18 protein-coding genes and 2 pseudogenes are annotated in these 22,459 nt (G+C 71.9%); 11 read left to right on the forward strand and 9 right to left on the reverse strand.

Annotated features, from left to right (window positions below):
* Window positions 1–63: 63 nt before the first annotated feature.
* A complete protein-coding gene (locus ACZ43N_RS11010) occupies window positions 64–4,035 on the forward strand; it encodes a glycoside hydrolase family 2 TIM barrel-domain containing protein (protein WP_468096688.1) in 3,972 nt (1,323 codons plus the stop codon).
* Between the two features lie 215 nt (window positions 4,036–4,250).
* On the opposite strand, the gene ACZ43N_RS11015 is transcribed toward ACZ43N_RS11010, so the two are convergent.
* Window positions 4,251–4,847, reverse strand: a complete 597-nt coding sequence (locus ACZ43N_RS11015) for a hypothetical protein (RefSeq protein ID WP_468096690.1) — start codon at window positions 4,845–4,847, stop codon at window positions 4,251–4,253.
* A 106-nt stretch (window positions 4,848–4,953) separates the two neighbouring features.
* A pseudogene (locus ACZ43N_RS11020) lies at window positions 4,954–5,143 on the reverse strand (AbfB domain-containing protein); the annotation flags it as partial.
* Window positions 5,144–5,657: 514 nt separating this feature from the next.
* Here ACZ43N_RS11020 and ACZ43N_RS11025 point away from each other — a divergent pair.
* Entirely contained in the window at window positions 5,658–6,134 is a 477-nt protein-coding gene (locus ACZ43N_RS11025; protein ID WP_468096691.1) for a DUF6174 domain-containing protein, read from the forward strand.
* A gap of 7 nt (window positions 6,135–6,141) precedes the next feature.
* Here the strand turns inward: ACZ43N_RS11025 and ACZ43N_RS11030 are convergent, their stop codons facing one another.
* Both ACZ43N_RS11030 and ACZ43N_RS11035 read right to left on the reverse strand, forming a co-directional pair.
* Window positions 6,142–6,597 (reverse strand): hypothetical protein, encoded by a 456-nt coding sequence (locus ACZ43N_RS11030; RefSeq protein ID WP_468096693.1) that lies wholly within the window; start codon window positions 6,595–6,597, stop codon window positions 6,142–6,144.
* An 89-nt stretch (window positions 6,598–6,686) separates the two neighbouring features.
* Window positions 6,687–7,085: a GtrA family protein gene (locus tag ACZ43N_RS11035; RefSeq protein WP_468097066.1), complete on the reverse strand. Its 399-nt coding sequence runs from the start codon at window positions 7,083–7,085 to the stop codon at window positions 6,687–6,689.
* Between the two features lie 543 nt (window positions 7,086–7,628).
* On the opposite strand from ACZ43N_RS11035, the gene ACZ43N_RS11040 reads away from it, so the two are divergent.
* The gene (locus ACZ43N_RS11040; RefSeq protein WP_468096695.1) at window positions 7,629–7,772 is read left to right on the forward strand and encodes a hypothetical protein; all 144 of its coding nucleotides are present in this window, start codon (window positions 7,629–7,631) and stop codon (window positions 7,770–7,772) included.
* 106 nt (window positions 7,773–7,878) lie between these two features.
* Here ACZ43N_RS11040 and ACZ43N_RS11045 read toward each other — a convergent pair whose 3' ends face one another.
* On the reverse strand, window positions 7,879–8,796 hold the full coding sequence (locus ACZ43N_RS11045) for a hypothetical protein (RefSeq protein WP_468096697.1): 918 nt from the start codon (window positions 8,794–8,796) through the stop codon (window positions 7,879–7,881).
* A 476-nt stretch (window positions 8,797–9,272) separates the two neighbouring features.
* Between ACZ43N_RS11045 and ACZ43N_RS11050 the strand changes: the two genes are divergently transcribed.
* The 4 genes and pseudogenes from ACZ43N_RS11050 to ACZ43N_RS11065 all read left to right on the forward strand — a co-directional run bounded on the left by ACZ43N_RS11050 (window position 9,273) and on the right by ACZ43N_RS11065 (window position 15,465).
* Window positions 9,273–10,238: an ATP-binding protein gene (locus ACZ43N_RS11050; protein ID WP_468096699.1), complete on the forward strand. Its 966-nt coding sequence runs from the start codon at window positions 9,273–9,275 to the stop codon at window positions 10,236–10,238.
* A 188-nt stretch (window positions 10,239–10,426) separates the two neighbouring features.
* Window positions 10,427–10,819, forward strand: coding sequence for an SCO5389 family protein (locus tag ACZ43N_RS11055; RefSeq protein ID WP_468096700.1), 393 nt, complete (start codon window positions 10,427–10,429; stop codon window positions 10,817–10,819).
* Window positions 10,820–11,265: 446 nt separating this feature from the next.
* Window positions 11,266–11,433, forward strand: a pseudogene (locus ACZ43N_RS11060) (hypothetical protein); the annotation flags it as partial.
* A 1,983-nt stretch (window positions 11,434–13,416) separates the two neighbouring features.
* Complete coding sequence (locus ACZ43N_RS11065; protein WP_468097068.1) at window positions 13,417–15,465, forward strand: SpoIIE family protein phosphatase; 2,049 nt, start codon at window positions 13,417–13,419, stop codon at window positions 15,463–15,465.
* Between the two features lie 153 nt (window positions 15,466–15,618).
* Here the strand turns inward: ACZ43N_RS11065 and ACZ43N_RS11070 are convergent, their stop codons facing one another.
* Window positions 15,619–16,347 (reverse strand): hypothetical protein, encoded by a 729-nt coding sequence (locus tag ACZ43N_RS11070; protein ID WP_468096702.1) that lies wholly within the window; start codon window positions 16,345–16,347, stop codon window positions 15,619–15,621.
* Between the two features lie 240 nt (window positions 16,348–16,587).
* On the opposite strand from ACZ43N_RS11070, the gene ACZ43N_RS11075 reads away from it, so the two are divergent.
* Window positions 16,588–16,938, forward strand: a complete 351-nt coding sequence (locus ACZ43N_RS11075) for a LuxR C-terminal-related transcriptional regulator (protein ID WP_468096703.1) — start codon at window positions 16,588–16,590, stop codon at window positions 16,936–16,938.
* Window positions 16,939–17,203: 265 nt separating this feature from the next.
* On the opposite strand, the gene ACZ43N_RS11080 is transcribed toward ACZ43N_RS11075, so the two are convergent.
* Both ACZ43N_RS11080 and ACZ43N_RS11085 read right to left on the reverse strand, forming a co-directional pair.
* Complete coding sequence (locus ACZ43N_RS11080) at window positions 17,204–17,644, reverse strand: hypothetical protein (RefSeq protein ID WP_468096705.1); 441 nt, start codon at window positions 17,642–17,644, stop codon at window positions 17,204–17,206.
* Between the two features lie 253 nt (window positions 17,645–17,897).
* Window positions 17,898–18,449, reverse strand: coding sequence for an RICIN domain-containing protein (locus tag ACZ43N_RS11085; RefSeq protein ID WP_468096707.1), 552 nt, complete (start codon window positions 18,447–18,449; stop codon window positions 17,898–17,900).
* Window positions 18,450–18,607: 158 nt separating this feature from the next.
* Between ACZ43N_RS11085 and ACZ43N_RS11090 the strand changes: the two genes are divergently transcribed.
* Together ACZ43N_RS11090 and ACZ43N_RS11095 are read left to right on the forward strand one after the other, a co-directional pair.
* On the forward strand, window positions 18,608–19,099 hold the full coding sequence (locus ACZ43N_RS11090) for a DUF3515 family protein (RefSeq protein ID WP_468096708.1): 492 nt from the start codon (window positions 18,608–18,610) through the stop codon (window positions 19,097–19,099).
* Window positions 19,100–19,263: 164 nt separating this feature from the next.
* Complete coding sequence (locus ACZ43N_RS11095; protein ID WP_468096709.1) at window positions 19,264–19,857, forward strand: TlpA family protein disulfide reductase; 594 nt, start codon at window positions 19,264–19,266, stop codon at window positions 19,855–19,857.
* On the opposite strand, the gene ACZ43N_RS11100 is transcribed toward ACZ43N_RS11095, so the two are convergent.
* Window positions 19,832–20,890 (reverse strand): hypothetical protein, encoded by a 1,059-nt coding sequence (locus tag ACZ43N_RS11100; RefSeq protein ID WP_468096710.1) that lies wholly within the window; start codon window positions 20,888–20,890, stop codon window positions 19,832–19,834. The two genes, ACZ43N_RS11095 and ACZ43N_RS11100, sit on opposite strands and share 26 nt — an antisense overlap.
* A 282-nt stretch (window positions 20,891–21,172) precedes the next feature.
* Here ACZ43N_RS11100 and ACZ43N_RS11105 point away from each other — a divergent pair, with 282 nt between their 5' ends.
* A complete protein-coding gene (locus ACZ43N_RS11105) occupies window positions 21,173–22,360 on the forward strand; it encodes a hypothetical protein (RefSeq protein WP_468096712.1) in 1,188 nt (395 codons plus the stop codon).
* Window positions 22,361–22,459 lie beyond the last annotated feature (99 nt).

Raw genomic sequence — 22,459 nt, forward strand, 5'->3', positions numbered from 1 at the left:
GACAGCATCCGACGGTCCTCAGTACGCGCACTCCCCCAAGTCGTCACGAGGAAGGCCCCGGTCATGCACCACCCGCACCCAGGCGCCCACGCGGACACGCCCGCGCGCCCCGTAGTCAGCCGCCGCCGTCTCCTGGAGGGGGGCGCCGCTCTCCTCGGCGCCCTCGCCCTGCCGGGCGGCGTCGCGCGGGCCGCGGCCAGCACCGCGACGACAGCGGCAGCCGGAGCCCCGGCCGCGGTCACGGTCGACGGCACCGAGTGGAACGGCGACATCGCCCTCTTCCAGGTCGGCGCCGAACCGCCCCACACGACCCTCATGCCGTACGCGGACGTCAGACAGGCGCTCAAGGCCGACCGCACCGACTCCCCGTACCGCCTCAGCCTCGACGGCCGGTGGAAGTTCGCCTACGCGGACCGGCCGGACGACCGCGACGAGGACTTCTACCGCACCGACGTCGACGACAGCGGCTGGGACACCATCCCGGTGCCGTCGTGCTGGCAGAACCACGGCTACGACTTCCCGATCTACGTCAACATCACCTATCCGTGGTGGGGCCCCAACGGCGGCGGCGAGGAGGCGCAGCCGCCTGCCGCGCCGACCCGGTACAACCCGATCGGGCAGTACCGGCGCCGTTTCACGCTCCCGAAGAACTGGAGGGCGGACGGCCGCCGGACCTTCCTCCACTTCGAGGGCGTCAAGTCCGCGCACTACGTGTGGATCAACGGCGAGCTCGTCGGCTACCACGAGGACTCGTTCGACCCGGCCGAGTACGACATCACCGAGCATCTGAGGCCGGGCACCAACCAGATCGCCGTCGAGGTGTACCGCTACTCGGACGGCGACTGGCTGGAGGACCAGGACATGATCCGGCTGAGCGGCATCTTCCGCTCGGTCTACCTCTTCAACACTCCGTCCGTACACCTGCGCGACTTCAAGCTGGACACCCCGCTCAGCGACGGCTACAAGGCCGCCGAGCTGGCGGTCACGGCGAGCGTCCGCGCCTACGGAACCGGCACCGGGGCCGGCCGGGGCACGTACTCCGTGGAGACGCAGCTCTACGACGAGCGCGGGCACGCCGTCTGGTCGCGCCCCCTCACCCAGTCCGTCGACCTGTCCGCGTCCCCCGCCGGCGAGGACGTGACCGTGCGGGCAGGCAAGCCGGTGCCGGGCCCGGCGCTCTGGTCGGCCGAGCGCCCGACCCTCTACACGGCGGTGCTCCGGCTGCGGGACGCGCGCGGCAAGGTCGTCGAGACGCTGTCGCACCGCGTCGGTCTGCGTGAGTTCGCCCTGAAGGACGGGCTGATGCGGATCAACGGGCAGCCGGTGTCGTTCCGGGGCACCAACCGGCACGAGATGCACCCGGACCGGGGCATGGCGCTGACCCGCGCCGACATGGTGCGGGACATGCGGCTCGCCAAACGGCTGAACATCAACACGATCCGCACCTCGCACTACCCCAACAACCCGCTGTGGCTGGAGCTGGCCGACGAGTACGGGATGTACCTCGTCGACGAGACGAACCTGGAGACGCACGGCATCCGCGACCGGTACCCGGGCAACCACGCCGACTGGACGAAGGCGTGCGTGGCCCGCGCCCAGGCCATGGTGCACCGCGACAAGAACCACGCCTCGGTCGTCGTCTGGTCCCTGGGCAACGAGGCGGGCGGCGGCAGCACGTTCGTCGCCATGCACGACTGGATCCGCTCGTACGACCCGACGCGCGTCGTCCAGTACGAGGGCGACGACCGGCCGACGATCAGCCAGATCAGGTCGGAGATGTACGACAGCCCGCAGCGGGTCGAGCAGCGCGCGAAGGACACCTCGGACACCCGCCCGTACGTGATGATCGAGTACGCGCACTCCATGGGGAACTCGACCGGCAACTTCAAGAAGTACTGGGACCTCGTACGCCGCTACGACGTCCTCCAGGGCGGCTGGATCTGGGACTTCGTCGACCAGTCGCTGACGACGCCGGTGCCGATGCGGAAGATCTTCACGGACTCCGGGCCGAACGGCCTGAAGGGCGAACTCCTCGCCGCCGCCGGGCGCTTCGACCGCGGCAAGGGCCTCTTCGGCGCGACCGCCTTCGAGCGTGACGATTCCGTGGACCTGACGGGGTCGCTGACCCTGGAGGCGTGGTTCACCCCGCACGTCCCGTTCAGCCACCAGCCGATCCTGGCCAAGGGCGACACGCAGTACGCGCTGAAGCAGACCAACCGGAGTGTCGAGTTCTTCATCCACGGCGGCGGGCAGTGGGTCAGCGCCGGCTGGAACGTGCCGGACGAGGGCTGGACCGGACGCGAGCACCATGTCGCGGGTGTCTTCGACGCCGACGCCGGTTCTCTCACCCTGTACGTCGACGGCGAGGTGAAGGCGACCCGGACCACCTCACGGCGACCGAGCAGCAACACCGCGCCGCTCTCCCTCGCCACCGATATCGACAACCCGACGCGGGAGTTCAACGGCACGATACGGCGGGCGCGGGTGTACGCCAGGGCGCTGAGCGCGGCGGAGCTGGCCTCCGACGGGCGGGGCCCGGGTGACGACGGGGTGCGCTTCTGGTTCGACGCGGCCACCGTGAAGGTGACGGAGAAGAAGCCGAAGGAACGTTCTTTCCTCGCGTACGGCGGTGACTGGGGCGACAACCCCAACGACGGCGCCTTCGTCGCGGACGGCATCCTCACCGCCGACCGCCGCCTCACCGGCAAGTCCGCCGAGGTCAAACAGATCTACCAGGCCGTCAACGCGGCGCCCAGGACCGGCGCCTCCCTCACTCCCGGGGAGGCGGTCACCCTCACCAATGAGAACCTCTTCACCAATCTCCGCGCGTACGACGGCCACTGGTCACTGGTGGCCGACGGTGAGGTGATCCAGCGCGGCCGCCTGACCCGGGCCCAGCTGAACGTCGCCCCGCTCTCCGCCAAGGACATCACCGTCCCCTTCCGTCTCCCGTCCTCCCCGGCCCCCGGCACGGAGTACTTCCTCCAGCTGTCCTTCACCACCAGGGAGCCCGCCCCGTGGGCGAAGGCGGGCTTCGAGGTGGCCAAGCAACAGCTGCCCGTCAGGGCCAGGGTCCCCGCCGTGAAACCCACCCGGCTGGCGTCCGTGCCGGCCCTCCGCCACGAGGAGACCGCCGGGAAGGTCACCGTCAGGGGCCGGACCTTCTCCGTCACCGTCGACAAGGCCGACGGCCTGCTCACCTCGTACGAGGCGCGCGGCGCCCGGCTCCTCGACTCCGGTGCCGTGCCGAACTTCTGGCGGGCGCCCACCGACAACGACCGGGGCAACGGCCAGCACACCCGCAACCAGACCTGGCGGGACGCGGGTGCCCGGCGCAGGGTGACGGATGTGACGGTGCGGGCCCTGGGCACGGACCGGGCCGTGCAGGTGAAGGTCAGCGGCACCCTCCCGACGGCCACCGAGTCGACGTACACGACCACGTACACGGTGTTCGGCAACGGCGAGATCAGGGTCGACAACACCCTGCACCCGGGGGCGTCGTCCCTGCCGTACCTCCCGGAGGTGGGCACCGTGCTCTTCCTCCCGCGCCGTCTGGACCGGCTGCACTACTACGGCCGGGGCCCGGAGGAGAACCACTGGGACCGCAATGACGCCACCGACGTGGGCCGCTACTCCGGTTCGGTCGCCGGGCAGTGGACTCCGTACATCCGCCCCCAGGAGAACGGCAACAAGACCGATGTCCGGTGGGCCGCGCTCACCGACCGCTCCGGCAGCGGGCTCCTGGTGTCGGCCGAGCCCGGCAGCCTCCTGGAGGTCAACGCCTCTCACTTCACCCCGGAGGACCTGTCCTGCGGCGTCCGCCACGACTACCAGCTCACTCCCCGGGACGCGGTCGTCCTCCGCGTCAACCACCGCCAGATGGGTGTGGGCGGCGACGACAGCTGGGGCGCCCACACCCACGACGAGTACAAGCTCTTCGCCGACCGGGACTACGCGTACACGTACCGGCTGCGGCCCCTGGGGGACGTGGAGGAGGCGATGAGGGCTTCCCGGAAGTGGACGGCCACGGAGTAGCGGGCCACCCATGACACGAACCCCGCCCCGCGGAAGCGGGACGGGGTTCGCAGTGGAGCGCCGGGCAGGCCTTGCACCTGCATTTCCCCACGGGAAGTGGGGCGTCTTTCCTTAGACGACCAACGCATTGAGGGCTTCCCGGTGTTCCGGTGAGCGGCTCGTGCTCAACCATAGCGGATCTTCGCGGGGGCCGCGAACCGGTGATCGACCCGCGCTCACTGCAGCTCCAGCGGGGGCATGTGCTCCACCCGGATGTACTTGGCGTTCCGCTCGCCGAACGCTGCCCGCAGGATCGGTTCGGCCGTCTCGGGGTCGTCGACGCCGACGAGGACGTGCCCCGTGCCGTCCTGGCCGACCGCGCGGAGCTGGAACGTGCCGTCCCAGCGGGTCATGTCCTCGCTGATCCGGTCGGCCAGGGCGCTGATCTCCGCCTCGGTGACGTCCGTGTCGTGGAGCCGGACGGTCACGCCCTTCTCGGCGGTCGCGCAGAGGGCGGCGTCGAAGGACGCGGAGGGGATGCGGTAGACGCTCACAGCCGAGCCCTCCTCATCGACCTCCAGGCCGGTGAAGACGTCGGAGTAGCGGCCCTGCGCCAGCCTGTCCACATGGTTCAGAGTCCGCTGCAGCGGTGTGTCCTCCGGGCTGCCGAGCCCCGCGAGACCGCCCTCCGGCTGGGTGCCCCTGCACACCGTGACCGGCGACGACACGTCCGCCACGGTCTGCGCCCCCGCGCTGGACCCCTGCAGGGCCCCCAGCGCGAGCACCGCACCGGCCACGGCCGTGCCCGCCCGCACCTTCATCCCCTTGTCCATCCGTCCCTCCGTCCCCGGGCGGCCTCCCGCGCGGCCGCGTCCCCACTGTGACGCGGGAAGCGGCCGAGACGTTCGGCCGACCGGGGGCGGAGCGGATGCCGCCGGCTCAGTAACCGACCCGGAACGTCGCGTCCGCGCGTTCCGTCGCCGTGGAGATCGGGTCGATCCGCAGGGCGTGGTCGAGGTGCCGGATGCAGCGGGTCGGGAAGTTGTACGACCGGTAGGACGACCAGGTGGAGTCCGGCGAGGCCGGCGGTGCGTACGAAGGTGGCGTCGGCCGCGAACGCGGAGGTACCGGCCTCCGGCGGCCCGGCGGCCCGGCGGCCCGGCGGCCACGAACGCGTCGATCTGCTGCTTGATGACGTTGTAGTCCACTTTGGCGGCGAACGCGTTCCGGGCGGCCCAGCACCATCGGGGCTTCCAGGACGGTTATCTGACGACCCGTCACAGTGGCGGACTCTGCGTCGCGCGGGGTGCCGGGGCCCGGCGCCTGCCCCGGCTGGGCGAAGAGCGGAGCCGCCGTCGCGGTGGTCGCGAGGGCGAGGGCCGTACGGCCGCGAATCTGCAGCGGCGTCGGAACCCGAGGGAATCGGTGCCCGGAGCGGGGGACATGCGGCTCCTTCGATGGATATCCGGGGGGTCGATATCTCGAAGAAGGATCGGCTTGCCGAACGCATCGGCTGTGGTGGAAGACCACGATGCCGAATTCGCCGTCGCCGCACGGAGTTTCAGGGAGTGCCGCCGTCCTCGTCGAACGTTCCCCGGCCCGGCTGCGTCACAGGGGTGACCGACTCTCCAGGGAGGCTCTCCGTGTCGAAGACGCATGTCAGCAAGCCGGCTCTCGCCGTCCTGGCCGTGGTGGTGTCGGGGGTGGTGTCGGCATGTGGGGGCGAGCCGCCCCCGGAGGCGGCGTCGATGTCCGCGACGTGGCGGGAGCCCTCCTCGTACACGTACACGCTCACGTCCAGCGGGGGTGAACGGGCCCTGATCGGGACGTTCGAGGTGACCGTGCGGGACGGGAGGGTGACGAATGCCGTCGGGGTCGACGAGGACTCGCGGCGCGTGGTGCGGCAGTTGGACGGGCAGGTGCCGACCATCGCGGAACTGCTGGCGGAGGCCGAGGCGGCCAGGGGCGAGCACGCCGACACGGTGGACGTCGACCGCGCGGGGGACGGCCGGCCGACGCACATCTCCCTGGACTGGGACGAGAACGCGATCGACGACGAGGCGGTGTACGACCTCGGCGACTACCGGCCGGCGGGCGGACCCGGCCAGGACGGACGGTGAGCGAGGGTCACGAGGCGCCCGGCTTCGGGCCGGCTGTCCTGCCGTACGCGCTCAGGTCCTGGATCGTGCCGCCGACCTTCTTCCGCAGCGGCTTCAGCACCTCCTCCTTCGCGGAGATGGCCCAGCGGGGCCCGACCAGCTTCTTGCCGCCGTAGAGGGAGGCGGACTCCAGCCAGACCTGGAGGAGTTCCTCCTTGGGGAACGTGGTGATGAGGTAGTCACCGGCCGGGGTGTGGCAGACGCCCTCGCGGAGTTCCTCCGCCTCGGTACGGATCTTGACCTTGCAGTCGGTGAGCGCGGCGAGCACCTCGACCTTGGCCGGGGCCACCACCGCCGAGACCGGGCTGGACCTGTCCGTCGCCTTCTCCGCCGCCTTGTCGCCGTCACCGCCGCCGCACCCCGTCACCAGGGGCAGCACGGCCAGCCCGGCCGCCACCGTGACTCCGCGCGTCAGCTTCCTCACCACGTGCCGTACTCCGTTCCGCGTGCTTCGTACCGAGTGCTTCCTGCCGCGTGGGCTCCCCTTCCGTACGTAGGCGGGCGCCGGAATGCTCAGCGCGGGCCCGGCGACATGATGGTGCGGGAGACGAGGAACGTCACCGGGATCGCCACCCCGGACGCCAGGAGCGGGGCGAAGCGATGGCCCTGGTGGAGCACGTCGACGGCCACATGGATGCCCGCGGTGGTGATCAGGAAGTTCGTGGCGTTGCTCAGCGGGAAGAGCAGGAACTTCCGGAGCGTCGGGCGGGTGCGGTAGGTGAACCGGGCGTTGAGGAAGAAGGAACCGGTCAGGCTGAGCGCGAAGGCGACGAGGTGGGCGGCCAGATAGGGAACGACGGCGAGGAGCAGAAGGTAGAGGCCGTAGTACGTGGCCGTGTTGATCACACCGATGACGGCGAAGGTGAGCAGCTGGCCCGCGAGCGGTCGCGGCGCTCGCGTCGGCGGGGCCAGGAGCGCCGTCGGATCCCCCGCCTGCGTTCGTGGCGCAGTGTGGGTCACGGGACCCGGTCCTCGGTCGTGCTGCACGGCTGGGGCCCCTCCGTCGGTGCGTCTGTCGTGCCGGCGCCCCGGCGGTGGACTCCACCGTGACACCGCGCCGCTGCCGACGCGTACGACATCAGCGCCTGACGGACGGTCGTTTCGGGTGATTTCCCTCTCATCGCCCCGTTCCCCTGCGACGGTTGGTGCCCGATCCGTCCGCCGGGCACCGCCCTTCCACGGCAATGGCCCGGCCGATGACCACTGGTTCATCGACACCCATGTGACCGGCAGGGACGGGGACTGGATCGACACGGACCGGGCCGCCACCTGCACCGTGCGCCGGCTCGCCAGGCTGCAGGCCGACGCGGGCCCCGAGCCGGTGGGGGAAGAACGCGCCGCTCACCGTGACCGGCAGGCTGAGCCGCGCGGAGTGGAAGCCCGCACGTACGGCGGATGCCCGGGCCGTACGGTGCGCCTGCGTTCCGCGCGGCGGGCACGTCCACGTACACGCCCGTGAAGACGGTGACCAGCGGCGCCGACGGCGCCCGGAAGACCACGGTCAGGCAGACCGCCGACGGCTACCGGCGGTGGACCTTCGCCGGCAACAGCACGGCCTCCGCCGCCAAGGCGGGCTGGGACCTCGTCGACGTGCGCTGAACGGTCGGGCGCCCGGTCCCTTCGGGGCGGAGGGGACCGGGCGCCTTCGGACGTCACCGCGTGCGGATGACCACGGGGACACCCGCGGACCGCGGAGGGCCGGGGCTCAGGCGCCCGTACGACCCGCCGACTTGCGGCGGGTCACCGCGAAGATGACACCGCCCGCCGCCACCAGGCCGGCCGCGCCGAGCGCGAGCGGGATCGCGTTGCCGCCGCCGGTCTCGGCGAGATCGCCGGAGCCGCCGTTGGGGCTCGGGGTCGAGTCCGGGGTGTCGGTGTCGGACGGGGTCTTCGGGGACTCGGACGGCGTGGGGGTGTCGTCCGCCGGAGGCTTCTCGTCCGTGGGGGGCTTCTCGTCGGCCGGGGGCTTCTCGTCCGTGGGCGGCTTCTCCTCCGCCGGGGGCTGGTCCTCGGTCGGGACGCAGTTCTTGGTGCCGCCGTTCCAGGCCGCGATGAGCTTGTCCTTGATGACCGGGCGGTCGGGGCCCTTGGGGACGTCGCCGTGCTCGAAGCCGTCGGCCGCGTCCAGCTTGCCGTCGAACTTCACCTTGCCGCGGTAGAGGTCGATCTGGGCGTAGCAGCCTGCGTCCGGGACCGCGATGTCCAGGGAGTCCGTGGCGCCCGGCTTCACCGTGACCGTGTCGAAGTCGACGAAGACCTGCTCGCCGGAGGTGGCGAAGGTCGGGCCGTGGGCGAGGTAGGAGGCGAGGGAGACCGTGCAGGTCGTGGCGTCCGCGGCGGTGCGGACCTTGATGTGGACCTTGCCGTCCTCGGTGGGCTTGAGGTTCTGGTCGTCGAGCTTGACCCAGTCGGCGAACTGCACACCGTCCAGGGAGAACTCGCAGCGGTCGGTCTCGGTGGCCGTGCCCGCGCCCTGGCCGGGGGCGTAGCTCTTCTCGCCCCAGCCGTCGCCACCGGGCGTACCGGTGGCCCAGGCGGAGCCGGAGGCGGCAGCGGTCAGGGCGAGTGCGGCTGCGCCCGTCCCCAGCAGGCGGCGCATGGTGACACGTCTCGCTATGGACATGCAGATCCCATTCTCGAACTTGGCGGTGCGAGACCCCGGGCACGGTGGCGGGCGCGCGGCGACACAGGGCAGCACCGGGTCACCGGGGCCGCGCCGGAGCGTGAGGTCGTCGAAGAAGCACCGGGCCCACTGGTCACATGAGCCGCGGAGTGAGCACATCGTTTACCACCGAGTAGGGGCTGTCAACCTCGGTAAACACAAGGTCACTTGGGTCGGCGCAGCGGCGTGCGCACACCCCCCGCACATTCGGGACACATAGGGAATCCCGCACTCCGGTGCCGTCATCGGCTCCCCATGAGCGCCCCGTCGAACGCCCATCGGCCCGCAAAGTCCTCACCAACGCGTTCCGTCCGAGGGCGACCCGCCGGGGCGTGATTTGACAACGCCCGACCCGCTCCCGAGTCTACGTTCATGACATTCATTTTCATTTGTGGTGCCGTGCTCCCCGCGCGTGCCGCCGAGCGGGGTGGTCGTCCGTGCGTGTCGCCTTCGTAGGGAAGGGCGGCAGCGGCAAGACGACGCTGTCCGCGCTCTTCGCCCGCCATCTCGCCCGCTGCGGCGCTCCGCTCGTGGCGATCGACGGGGACATCAACCAGCATCTGGCGCACGCGCTCGGCCTCGACGAGGACGAGACGTTCGGCGCCCCGCCGCTCAGCTCCCGCACCGGCGAGATCAAGGACCACCTGCGCGGTACCAACCCGCGGATCACCTCCCGCGAGACGATGGTCAAGACGACCCCGCCCGGACGGGGTTCGCGGCTGCTGCGGCTGCTCGGCGACGACGACGTCCACGGCACGCACGTGCGCGAGGTCGGCGGCGTCCCGCTGATGGTCACCGGCGCCTTCGACGAGAGCGACCTCGGGGTCGCCTGCTACCACTCCAAGCTCGGCGCGGTGGAGCTGTACCTCAACCATCTCGTGGACGGTCCCGGCGAGTACGTCGTCGTCGACATGACCGCCGGCGCCGACGCCTTCGCCTCCGGGCTGTTCACCCGGTTCGACATGACGTTCCTGGTGGTGGAGCCGACCCGGAAGAGCGTGTCGGTGTACCGGCAGTACCAGGAGCACGCGGCGGAGTTCGGCGTCCCCGTCGCCGTCGTCGGCAACAAGGTCACCGGCGAGGACGACCTCCTCTTCCTCAAGGAGCACGTCGGCGACGACCTGCTCGCGCACTGTGTGCAGTCCTCCTACGTCCGCGCACAGGAACAGGGCAGGGAACAGGGCGAGTTGGAGGCCCACAACCGGCGCACGCTGGAGCGGCTCAAGGACGCCGTCGACGCCCGTACGAAGGACTGGGCGGCGTTCCAGCGGCACGCCGTCGAGTTCCACCTGCGCAACGCCGCGGCCTGGGCCGACGCGGCAACCGGGCACGACCTCGCCACCCAGATCGACCCGGAGTTCCGGCACGGCCCGGAGGCACTGACGGCCCCGACGGTGTCCTGAGCGACCGCCGCCCCTCCGGCCTCACCCCCGGCCGGCCCCTCCGGCCTCACCTCCGGCCGGCCCTCCAGCCCTCTCAGCACGTCCGGCCCTCGCATCCGGCCCTTTCCGGACGGCCTCCCGTCCGGCCCCTTCCGGCTCTTCCCCGCACGTCCCGATCCCTCAAGCACGTCCACAGAACAGGAAAACCCATGTCGCTCGACGTCTCCCCGCAGTTGCTCGCCGACGCAGAGAAGGGCGAGGTACGGGAGGAGGAGTTCGTGGAGACGGTGCGTACGTCACTGCCGTACGCGTACGACCTGATCGCCTCCCTCGTCGGGGAACTGCGCTCCGCAAGCGCGGAGTTCGCCGACAACCAGACCCCGCCGCCGTCGGAGAGGGAGCGCGGGCAGTTGCTGCGGGCGCTGTCCAGTGACGCGATCCGGGGCAGCCTGGAGCGGCACTTCGGGGTGGCGCTCGCCTTCCAGAACTGCCATCGGGTGGCGGTCTTCCCGACGGAGGCGCGCGGCGGGGCGGCCTACACGAAGTTCACCTCGCTGCGGTCTCAGATCCTCAACCAGTCACCGGAGTTCCGCGACTGCTGACCCTCGCGACCCCTGAGCAGGACCGACCGTTCCCTCCACCCCCCTCTCGCGGAGGGGGCGGTCGGTCCGACACACGGGAGCGCGGGGGGCGTACGGGGGCGCATTACCGGCGTACAGCCGCACGTCCGGCGGGGACGGGGGCGAGGCCCCCGTGGCTCCGTGGCGTTCGCACGTACGGCTTCGTCCCGTTCCCGCCCGATCCGGCGCCGTGTCAGGCGTGGGCGGGCGCCCGTGGTGTCCCCGTCGACGCGCCATGGTGTGTCGCCTGGTGAATCAGGCCGTCACAAGTTGGCCTATTCGCGATCACACAAGGTGAATAATGGGGTCCGGAGGGCGTCTCAGCGACAGAGAGGGTCGCCGTGGGGACCGACAGGGACAGTGCACTCACCCGTCAGCGCTTCGACGTGGCCGACGCCGCGCCGCTGCTCATCGACGCGGACGGGATCGTGACGGGCTGGACCCGGGACGCCGAGCGGCTCTTCGGGTACCCGGCTGCCGAGATCCTGGGTCGCAGCGTCCATGTCCTCCTGACTCCCGAGGAGGGCGCCCGCATCGCCCACCTGGCCGACACCCACCGCCCCCGCGGCGGCTGGTCCGGCCTCCTCACCGCCCGCCACCACGACGGCCACGACATCCGGGTGATGGTGCGCGTGGTCCCGGCCCACGAGGCCGTGGGGAGCGAGGGGGCCGGCTCCACGGCTGACGCGGAGAAGTGGGGAGTGACCGCCGGGGCCGCCCCGGGAAGCACGGCGGAGACCCACGGGGGGAGCGCCGCCGGGGTCGGCGAGCGGGGAGACACCGGCGAGACCGACGGGCTGGGTGGTGCCCCCGGGAGCGGACAGCGCGGGTTGGGCACCGAGGCCCAGGGATGCGCCGCCGAGAACCACCGGGGAAGCGCCGCCGGAGTTGAAGTGCGGGGCGACACCGGCGAGGGCGACGGGCGGGGGGCTACCGCCGGAGGCGAACAGCCGGGGATCCGCGCCGGAGGCGGACAGCCGGGGATCCGCGCCGGAGGCGGACAGCCGGGGATGCGCGCCGGAGGCGGACAGCCGGGGATGCGCGCCGGAGGCGGACAGCAAGGCCCCGGCAGTGGAGGCGACCGGCTCGAGACCACCGGGACCGGACACCAAGGCCCCGCCAGTGGAGGCGACCGGCTCGAGACCACCGGGACCGGACAGCAAGGCCCCGCCAGTCGAGGCGACCGGCTCGAGACCAACGGGACCGGACACCAAGGCCCCGCCAGTCGAGGCGACCGGCTCGAGACCAACGGAGGCGGACAACAGGGCCCCGGCAGTGAGGGCGACCGGCTCGGGACCAACGGGGCCGGACAGCAGGGTGATGCCGCCGGCGCCGGAGGCGGACAGCCGGGGATGCGCGCCGGAGGCGGACAGCAAGGCCCCGCCAGTGGAGGCGACCGGCTCGAGACCACCGGAGGCGGACAGCAAGGCCCCGCCAGTGGAGGCGACCGGCTCGAGACCACCGGAGGCGGACAGCAGGGTGATGCCGCCGGCGCCGGAGTCCCGGGCACCGCGGCCGGCAGGGCCGGTCGGCGGGGCATCCCCGCCGAGACCAGCAGGCCGCGCATCACCGCGAGGGCCGACGTCGCGACGGGTCGGATCGACGGCGTGACACCGACCGGCCAGGACGAGGCCACCGGCGACAGGCCCGCCGACCAGGGCAACCGGACGCCCACGCCCGGCCACACCCAGCCCCCCGGCCGGAGCGACCAGCACCAGCCGGCCCACCACCGAGCGGAACCGATCCGCCCCGCGACCGACCACACCACCCCGGCCGAGCCGGCCCGCCCGGCAGCCGGGCAAGCGCACCGGGACCATGCGGCGCGTCCCCCGGTCGAGCCGGTCGGGCCCGCGCCGTCGTCGTGGCGGTCCACGGCGGTTCCCGTGCGGCCCACGCCCTCGGCCAAGCCGCGCCCCGCCGGCCCGAGTGGACCCCGGTTCGGTGCTCCGGCCTCACCTTCGCCGGCCGAACCGGGGCCGGCCCGCGGGACCAAGTCCACGGAACCGCCCCGCGGCACGCCACCCCCACCGACGAATCCGACGCCCCGCACCACACCCCCACCCCACGCCTCCCTCAGCCCGACCGCGTCGCCGTCCCACAACCCCCCGCGCCCGCCCGCAGGCTCCTCCCCCAGGACCCCACGCCCGACTGCCCAGCCCGCAGCGGGCATGCCACACACGCCTACAGGGCCGCCCCACGGGGCCCCCGGCCCAACGACCCAGCCCACACACGACACCCCGCACGCGCCCACAGACCCGTCGCCCCAAGCCCCCCGCCCAACGACCCAGCCCACACACAGCACTCCCCGCCCGGCCGCCAGGCCCGCCGACGGGCCCGCGCCTCAGCCCTCCGCGGCCTCGTGGGACGCCGCCCTGCCGGAGCCGCACCCGGACGCGACCCTCGCCGCGCCCGAAGCGGCCCTGCCGCCGGAGTCACATCGGACCCCGACTCCCCACCGGCCCACGGACCCCGGCCACGGCACCAGCACCAGCACCAGCACGTCGGCCCACCCCAGTCCCCTCCGGCCCGCGCACTGGATCGCTCTGGTGTCCGATGCGACCGAGGCGCCCGGTTGGGACATGAGTCGGGCCGTGTTGGAGCGGATGACGGCGCGGTCGCCGGTCGGGATCGCGATCGTGGACACGGATCTGCGGTTCGTGTGGTCGAACGCGGCGTTGGAGCGGTTCGGCGGCGGAAGGGCGTACGAGAGGGTGGGGCTGCGCCTGGGCGAGGTGCAGCCGGGACTGAACGCGGAACGCATCGAGGCCCAGATGCGCAAGGTGCTGGAGACCGGCGTCCCCGTGCTCGACTACGAACACGTCGGCCGCGTCAGGTCCGCACCGCACCGCGAGACCGCCCACGCGATGTCGTTCACCCGGCTGGAGGACGACCAGGGCCGCCCCATCGGCGTGTACTACACGGTGGTGGACGTGTCCGAGCGCCACCGCGCCCGCACCCGGCTCGCCCTGCTGGACCGGGCCGGCGAACACATCGGCCGCACCCTGGACGTGCGGCGCACCACCCAGGAGCTCGCCGACGTCGTCGTCCCGGCGCTCGCCGACTTCGTCACCGTGGACCTGCTGGACTCCGTGCTGCGCGGCGCAGAGCCCGGCCCCCTCGGCGACGGCTGCGTCCCGCTGCGCCGTACCGGGCAGCAGTCCGTGCGCCCCGGAGTGCCGGAGGCCGTCGTCGAGATCGGCGCCGTCGCCTCGTACGCGGCGGGCTCGCCGCCCGTGCGCGTGCTGGTCGACGGACGGTCGTGGTCGGAGCCGAACCTGGACCCGAGGTCGGCCGAGTGGGCGCAGGCCGTGCCCGGCGGCCGGGAACTGTCCGCGGACGCGCTGGGCCTGCACAGCGTGATGATCGTGCCGATCCGGGCCCGCGGCATCACCCTCGGCATCACCACGTTCTTCCGCCGTGACCGCCAGGACCCCTTCGACGCCGTCGATCTGGGCCTCGCCGAGGAGATCGTCGGCCGCGCCGCCGTCTGCGTCGACAACGCCCGCCGCTACACACGGGAACGGGACGCCGCGCTCGTCCTGCAACGCAGCCTCCTGCCGCGCCGGCTGCCCGACCAGGACGCGGCCGAGGTCGCCGTCCGCTACCGGCCCGCCGACGAACTCACCGGCGTCGGCGGCGACTGGTACGACGTCATCCCGCTCTCCGGCGCCCGCCTCGCCCTCGTCGTCGGGGAGGTCGCCGGCCACGGTATCGACGGCGCCGCCGCCATGGGCCGCCTCCGTACGGCCGTCCGCACCCTCGCCGACCTCGATCTGCCGCCGGCCGAGGTGCTCGCCCACCTGGACGACATGGTCGCCAAGTCGGCGCGGCAGGAGGGCGCGGAGCCGGGCGGGGGAAGTGTCGAGACGGTCGGAGCGCGCTGTCTGTACGTCGTCCACGACCCGGTGTCCGGCACCTGCGCCATGGCCACGGCCGGCCACCCGGCCCCCGCCCTGGTCGCCCCCGACGGCACGGTCACCTGCCCCGAACTGCCCGAGGGCCCGCCCCTGGGTGTCGACGGGCAGCCCTTCGAGGCCGTGGAGCTGGACCTCCCCGAGGGCACCGTCATCGCCCTCCACACCGACGGCCTCCTCGCCGAGGCCGACCCCGACGCCCTGTGCCGTGCCCTCGCCCGGCCCGAGCCTTCCCTCGACCGGCGTGCCCAGCACGTCCTCGACGCCCTCGCCCCGGCCCGCCCGACCGACGACGTGGCACTCCTCCTCGCCCGCACCCGGCGGCTGCCCGATCACCGGGTCGCCTCCTGGGAGATCCCCGCCGACCCGGCGCTCGTCGCGGAGGCCCGCAAGACCACCGCTCGTCAGCTCGGCGTGTGGGGCCTGGACGAGCTGGCGTTCACCACCGAACTCGTCGTCAGCGAACTCGTCACCAACGCCATCCGGCACGCGGCCGGACCGATCCGGCTCCGGCTCATCCTCGAACGCACCCTGATCTGCGAGGTGTTCGACGGCGGCGCGACCGCGCCCCATCTGCGTCACCCGCGCACCACCGACGAGGGCGGCCGCGGTCTGTTCCTCATCTCCCAGTTCACCCAGCGCTGGGGCACCCGCTTCCTCCCCGACGGCAAGGTCATCTGGGCGGAACAGTCCCTGGCGGACCCTCCGGGGTGACGACCCCGTCCGTGCCCGGTCACGCGACACGGCACCCCCGGATGGGATCGGCCCTGACCAGGAGCCTGAGGGTGCCGCGCGCGTCCCGGCGGGTGGGGCTCCCGGGGGAAGGATGGGAGCCACTTCCCCCGGGAGAGTGAGGGAGACCGGACGTCAGCCGTGGATGAGCTGAGCGGTCCAGGTCTTGGTGTGACCGGTGACGGCCTGGTCCTTCGCCACGGCCTCGCCGACGGCCTGGACCCGCGGCGTGGCCTTCCACGTGACGTCGGCACGGGCGATGCCCTTGACGGCGACCTTGACCGGGCCGCCCTTGATGGCGTACGCGGCGTTGACGTTGGTGACCTGGGCCTGGGCGCGGGCGTTGCGCTGGACCTTGCCCTTGACCACGTTGTAGCGGAGGGTCAGCTTCTCGGTGGTGACCGGGATGTCGTAGATCTTCTCGGTCGCCGAGTAGGTCACCAGGTGGCCCCCCTTGAGGCCGCCCTTCGAGGACACGCTGTGAACGAACTTGACGTCCGCGTTGTATGAGGTGACGTTCGTCACCGGGCGGTTGACGGTGCCCTTGAGCTGCTTGAAGAGGGACGCGTAGATCTTCCCGTCCTGGAGGTACCCGACGAACCTGGCCTTCTTGGCGGCCGGCAGCGCGGAGAAGCTCTTCAGGGTGCTCTTGGCCTCGGGCGTCTTCTGGGCCTTGAGGTAGGCGACGTAGCTGCCGACCGTCAGCTTCGCCGGCAGCTTCCCGGAAGCCTGGTCGGCGACCGTCTGTACACCCTGCTGCGGGCCGAACTCGGTGGCGGACGCGGCCGGCGCCAGCACCGCGATGGCGGCGGCTCCGGCGACGGCGGCGGCGGTGAGGCGACGCGTGGTGAAACGGCTGTGCACAGTGTTCTCCCCGTTGGTGGTGTGCCGTTTGGTGCTGCTCGCGAACGAGCTTAGGGATCAAACCAGTTGGCCGAAATTGTCCCTTTGGGCAGTGACCTTGGGGGATCCCTTCACTGTGACGTGGCCGTGTCATTACAGGGTTCTTCTTGGCAGTAGCGGACGCTAAGTTGGAGGGAGATCGCCGCCGCACCCGGGGCACGGGGCTCTGTCGGGAGAAGCGGCATCGGGAAGGACAGACCCATGACCAAGAGGTCTGACGCAGGGGACACCGCTTGCGCCTACCGGCGCACGGGGGCCGATCCGGTTCGGGACATCAGCAGGCTCAAGACGCTGACGGACCGGGAGAAGGAAGTCCTGCTACTGCTGGGGACGGGCCTGGGCAACCGGCAGCTCGCCCGTGAACTCGGGATCGCCGAGCGTACGGTGAAAGCGCATGTCGCCCGGATAGTGGAGAAGTTGCAGCAGGAGACCCGGCTCCAGGTCGCGGTGCTCTCCGTCCTCGCCCATGAGCTGCTGTGCGCCGACCCCCGGTGCGCGTGCGGCTCGGCCGCGCCGCTGCCGTCCCGACTCGTCGGGGCATCCGCGGTCTGAGCGTCGGCCGCGACCGGCCCAGCGCCCTCGACCACGCTTCCCCGAAGGGCGTTGCACGGCGCGGATTTGACGTTCACTTGTGGAAATTTTGACTCTCCGCAGCGGGAGAGCTCAAACAACTCATCAGCAACGGAAACGACTTACGGGGTGAATATGAATATGCGTCGAATATCCGAAGCCATGTGTATCGCGGCCAGACCCGGACCGGTGTCCGGCTCGCGGAGCTGACCTGCGAGTGGGGGTCCGCCGGGAGGCGGGCCCCCACTCATGCCCGGATCACCCGGCCCGAGGGCGCCGTCGGGACGAGCCGGTCGTACCCCCAGGCGCTCAACCCCATCGCCATCACGAACTGCAGATCCAGCAGGGCGACGGTCATCACCACGAAGGCCCAGTCCACAGCCTGCGCGAGCCCGGCCTCGCCCCACGCCCCGCTCACCACCGCGCACACCAGCACCAAAAACGCGTAGACCGAGACGTCGATGGTCATCGTGCGCCAACGTGACAGCGCCGGGAGCGCCTTCCGTACGACCGTCAGCACGATGATGGCCGCGGGAGGGAAGAACAGCCCGCCCCCGGCGATCATCTCCGGGCCGATGGCGGAGAGCGAGAAGCCCCCGCCCACGTTCACCACGAGCACGCCCCAGAGCCAGGAGGGCAGGGTGACCAGGGCGGCGTATCCGGCCGCTCGGCTCCACGGTGTCAGCATGCGCTCGCTCCTCGCGTCCCCGTCGCCGCCGGCGGTCGACCGGCGACGGTCCCCGCCGTGGTCGACCGGACGAGGACGACAGGAGTCTGTCAGCCGGCGCGCCGCCCGCACGCCTCGGGTGCCCGCGCGTCGACCACGGACCCGGCCCGGGTGCCCGGCACCACGTGCGCGGCGAGCGGCCTGCTCATCCCCTCGGATGAGCAGGCCGCTCGCCATGTCCCCCGCCGCGGCCGGCGGGTTCGACGGGGGCGGGTCAGGACAGACCCCACTCCTGCTTCTTGCGCGCGGCGTCCGAGCTGCCGGACGGCGTGATCGTGATCTTCGTGCCGGACGCGTCGCGACCTGCCGTGATCACCTTGTTGGCGAGCCTGCTGTAGATCTTGCTGCCGCCGAGGGCCCACTGCTGACCCTTGGACTTGTTGCAGCTCGACTGCTTGACCTGGGTGTTCGTCGCGGCCGACGCCACGGACAGGCACTTCTTCGAGTGCTTGTTCTTGATCACGAACAGCCGGGTCTGGTTCGGCTTGTTGTTGTTGATCCAGACGAGGTCCCACCGCTGGGTGGCCGCCGTCCGGGAACAGCCGCGCAGCTTCAGCACGGCCCCGTTGCCCTTGGCGTTGTCCATCGACAGGCACATGCCGCTCTGACCCCACACCTTCTCCAGGCGCACGTTGCCGTAGCCCTTCGGAATGGTGTCCTGCGCCCCCGCGGAGGCCGCCGACGCCGGTAGGGCCCCGCCCGCCAGCAGCGCACCCGCGACACCCGCGAGCACCAGACCCTTCGCCCCGTTCTTCACCAGGACCACGTCCCCTTCGCAATCGCGTACTCAGATCACCAGGAGCCTAGGTTCTCCCTGGTGATAGCGGTATTGGCTCTTGGGGCACTGCCCCAAAGTGCAACGTGTCACGGTGTCGCCACCGACCCGCCCGCAGTGTCCGCACCCGGCCGCCGTACGATCCCGTCATGGTTCGCCGCACCCGTATCGCCCTCCTGGCCACAGGCGCCGTCGCGCTTGCCGCCGCCACCGCGGTCACGGTGGGTGTGCTCAGCGAGCCCTCCTACAGCTTCGCCGCCGCCCCCCGCGCCGCCGATCCCGTCTGCGCCCGGGTCAGCGCGGAGTACCCGGACCGGCTGGCCGGGCTGGACCGGGCGGACACCGACACGAAGAGCGCCGCGGTGTGGGGCGACGGGGCGATCGTCGTGCGCTGTGGGTTCCCCAGGCCCCGGCCCACCGAAGACCCCTGTACCCAGGTCGACGGCGTGGACTGGGTGTGGCGCGCGGACGAGCGGCGCGAGGGCAGACAGCTGCTGATCACCTACGGCCGGGAGCCCGCCGTCGAGGTCCAGGTCGCCCCCGACAAGGCGGCCACCGACGCGGTCCTGATCGGCCTGTCCGGCATCGTGAAACCGATCGAGCAGAGCGGGGAGTGCCTGTCCCTCGCGGACACCCCGTAGCGGCCGGCGCCGGGCCGCCGCGGCTGTGCCTGCCGCGCCCCACGGGCCGGGACATGATCCACGGACGACGACTTAGGCTGTAGGCCGGGGGAAGCCGGGGCAGGGAGTGCCGGGGGAAGCCGGGGCACTGCCGGGGGAAGCCGGGGCAGGGAGTAGGGACACAGGTGGCGACGAAGAGGATCTCGCGGACGGTCGTGTGCGCGATCACGGCCGGTGTCGTGCTCTCCGGCTGTACGACGACGAAGACGCTGCAGACCGACGCGCGCGGGACGGGGCGGTCCGAGCAGTCGGGCGGGTCCGCGCTCCGGCGCATTCCGGTGGCCCAGCGCGAGGACGCGCCCGACTTCTCCGGCACCACCGTCGACGGCCGGCCGATCCGCCTCTCGGACTACCGGGGCGACGTCGTCGTCGTGAACGCCTGGGCCACGTGGTGCGGCCCCTGCCGTGCCGAGTCACCCGCGCTGGACCGGGCACAGCGGGAGCTGAAGGACCAGGGCGTACGGGTGCTGGGGGTCAGCACCGACGTCGGCCGGAAGAACGCCCTCGCCTTCCAGAAGCAGCTGAAGCTCTCCTACCCGAGCCTGCACGACCCGGGCGGCAAGCAGTTCCTGAAGCTGCCGCGCGGCCTGGTGAACCCGCAGATCCTCCCCTTCACCCTCTACATCGACCGCGAGGGCCGGATCGCCGGGGCGACCCAGACCCCGGTGACCAAGGACGACGTGCGGGACGCCGTCACGACGATTCTGAAGGAGAAGTAGCCAGGGCCTCGTCCTGGTAGCCGTCCGAGGAGTCGTAGGACTCGTAGAACTCGTAGGACTCGGTGTCGCCGTCCTCGGTGGGCTCCTCCACGGAGCCGTCGGTGTCACCGTCCGGGGCCTGCTCGGTGTACTCGTCCGAGGACTCGCCCCGCTCACCCGTCTCCTCCCGGCCCTCTTCCTCCTCGTCCAGGTCCTTCGCCCGCGTCTCGTTCTCGTCCTTCTTCGTCTTCGTCTTCTTCCCGTCGAGCACCTGCCGGAGCCGCTCGGCGCCGGCGCGGGCCGCCTCGCGGGTGGCGGTCTCGTCGATGCCGTTGAGGCCGCCGTGGGTGAGGAGGACGGCGGTGTCGCCGACGCGGACCGCGGCGAGGTCGAGGGTGAGGGCGCCGTCCTCGCCGCCGATGTCGCCGCTGACGACCAGCCGTAGGCCCTGCCGGGCGTCGCCGATGCCGGCGGGGAGGTCGATGGGGGCGGCCTCGGCGGCGTACTCGCGGTCCCCGAAGCCGGTGATGGTGAACTCTCGGCACTCCTCGGCGAGCCGGCGGAAGTGGTCGAGCCGTTCGTCGACCTGGGCCTTGTCGTAGGCGGCCACCTGGTAGCGCAGCTGGGAGCCGTACTCGTAGTCGTCGAAGCCGGTGACGGCCCTGCCGCCCCCGGGCGGGCCGAACAGATCCTCGGCGTAGAAGGCGTCGAGGAGTTCCTGGCACTCGGGGCGGTCGGTGCGGCCCTTGAGGAGGCCGTCCCGCCAGGTCGCCGCGCCCTGGGTGCCGGACCAGGCGCCGCCGAGGTCGCCCTCGCGGAGCAGCGCGCTGCGGGCGCGGGCGTCGGTGAAGGCGGCGGCGGGCCCGGAGGTCGGCGAGGCGGGGAGGGTGGCCTCGTCGACGGCGGCCTCGGGGAAGCCGCGCGGCGGTCCGGGCCGGTCGGCCACACAGGCCGTCGCCGTGCCGAGGAGCAGCCCGGCGCCCAGAAGCGGGGCGAGGACACGGCACGTACGGGGCGTACGACGAGACGTACGAGAACGCGTACGACGGCGCATGGCGGAGCCTTTCGGGGACACGGCGTTTGGGTCCACCGCAGCACCGCCCGGTCCGGCCCACCAGCGGAGGGGGGGCATACGGGTGAGCGTCGCCGGACGGCGTCGTCCCGCGGCGCGCCGCCTTGCCCTTCGGGCCACTGCCCCCAAGGGCACTGCCCCAGGAGTCACTTACGCACCGTCACCTCCCCTACCTAGGGTCATGACAGGCGCCTGACACGAGACACCCGAAGGCTGTCCCTCCCACGGGCGCCGGCGTCATCGCAGTGGACGAAGGAGAAGAACATGCAGCTTTCCCGGTTGGCGAAGGCAACAGCCCTGTCCGTGGCTCCGCTCACTCTCGTCGCGGGCGCCTACCAGGCGAACGCGCTCGGCGGGCAGGACGCGGCGGGCGCACGGCCGGCCGCCGCGGCGTTCTCCGCGTCCGCGCTGTCCGCGAAGGCCGACACCGGTCTGAAGGACGTCTCCGGCTTCGCCGCGGACTCCGCGCAGGGCAGGAAACTGAAGGCGCAGGGCTTCGGTGTGCTGAGGTCCTCGGCGGGCGAGACGGCGGTCGTCGACTCCTCCATGGCCCGTCAGGGTGTCACCGCGGCGGCCGGCAAGGGCTTCGTGGAGCTGTCCTGGAAGGGCTACGCGGACGGCGCCCGGTATGTCGTCGCCCGTGACGGCAAGGACATCGCGACCCTGGGCGCGGGAGTGACCTCCTTCCGCGACACGGCGGTCGAGGCGGGCGCCCAGTACACGTACCAGATCATCCCGATCCTGCCGAAGGGCGGCGCCAAGGGCTCCCAGCTGTACGGCATGAAGGTGGCCGTGCCCAAGTCCTCGTCGCTGACGGGCATGCGGGCGGCGGCCGTCGAGCGGGCCTCTGCCGCGGCGGCGGCCTCGACGACCACGCTGAGCTGGGTGGGCTTCATCCCGCAGAAGTACGTGGCCGCCCCGCTGGCCGGCTGTGACTACGGCCGGAACTTCAAGTTCGGCGGCGACAACCACAGCGACTTCGACTGGAAGTCCAGCAAGTACCGCTTCGCGCTGCACGCCACCATCACATGGAGCAACAAGAAGGTGGTGGCCAACAAGCACATCAACCCCACCACGGTCTATGTGAAGAAGACGAGCAAGTTCGTCGCGAAGAAGACCGCCAGCGCCAAGAACGTCTACGCCAAGAAGCTGGGCGGGAGCGGCAACTCCGTGGACATCAGGATGAACGTCCACGCCACCAACCCGTTCTGCAAGGGCCTCGGCGGGGTGAAGGGCGCGGCGTCCGGCGCGTTCACCATCAACATGACCAAGAGCGGCAACTGGACCATCCGCTCCGGCAAGCACCGGCTGTACCCGAACCACTTCATCTACATCTACGACGGTGGCCGGGTCACCAAGGTGTACACCCGTAAGCACGGCAGCACAGCATGCCTGGTCGGCTCGGCGACCTGCCCCGAGGCGGACCTGACGGGCCGCTACGGCAAGTTCTGACGGGTTCCCTCCGGGGGTGGGGGGGGGGGGGGGGGGGGGGGGGGGGGGGGGCAGAGCCGCGCGTGTCCCGGGGCGGAGGAGCTGGTGAGGCATTGGTGA

The sequence above is a fragment of the Streptomyces sp. NPDC030814 genome (assembly GCF_055572155.1).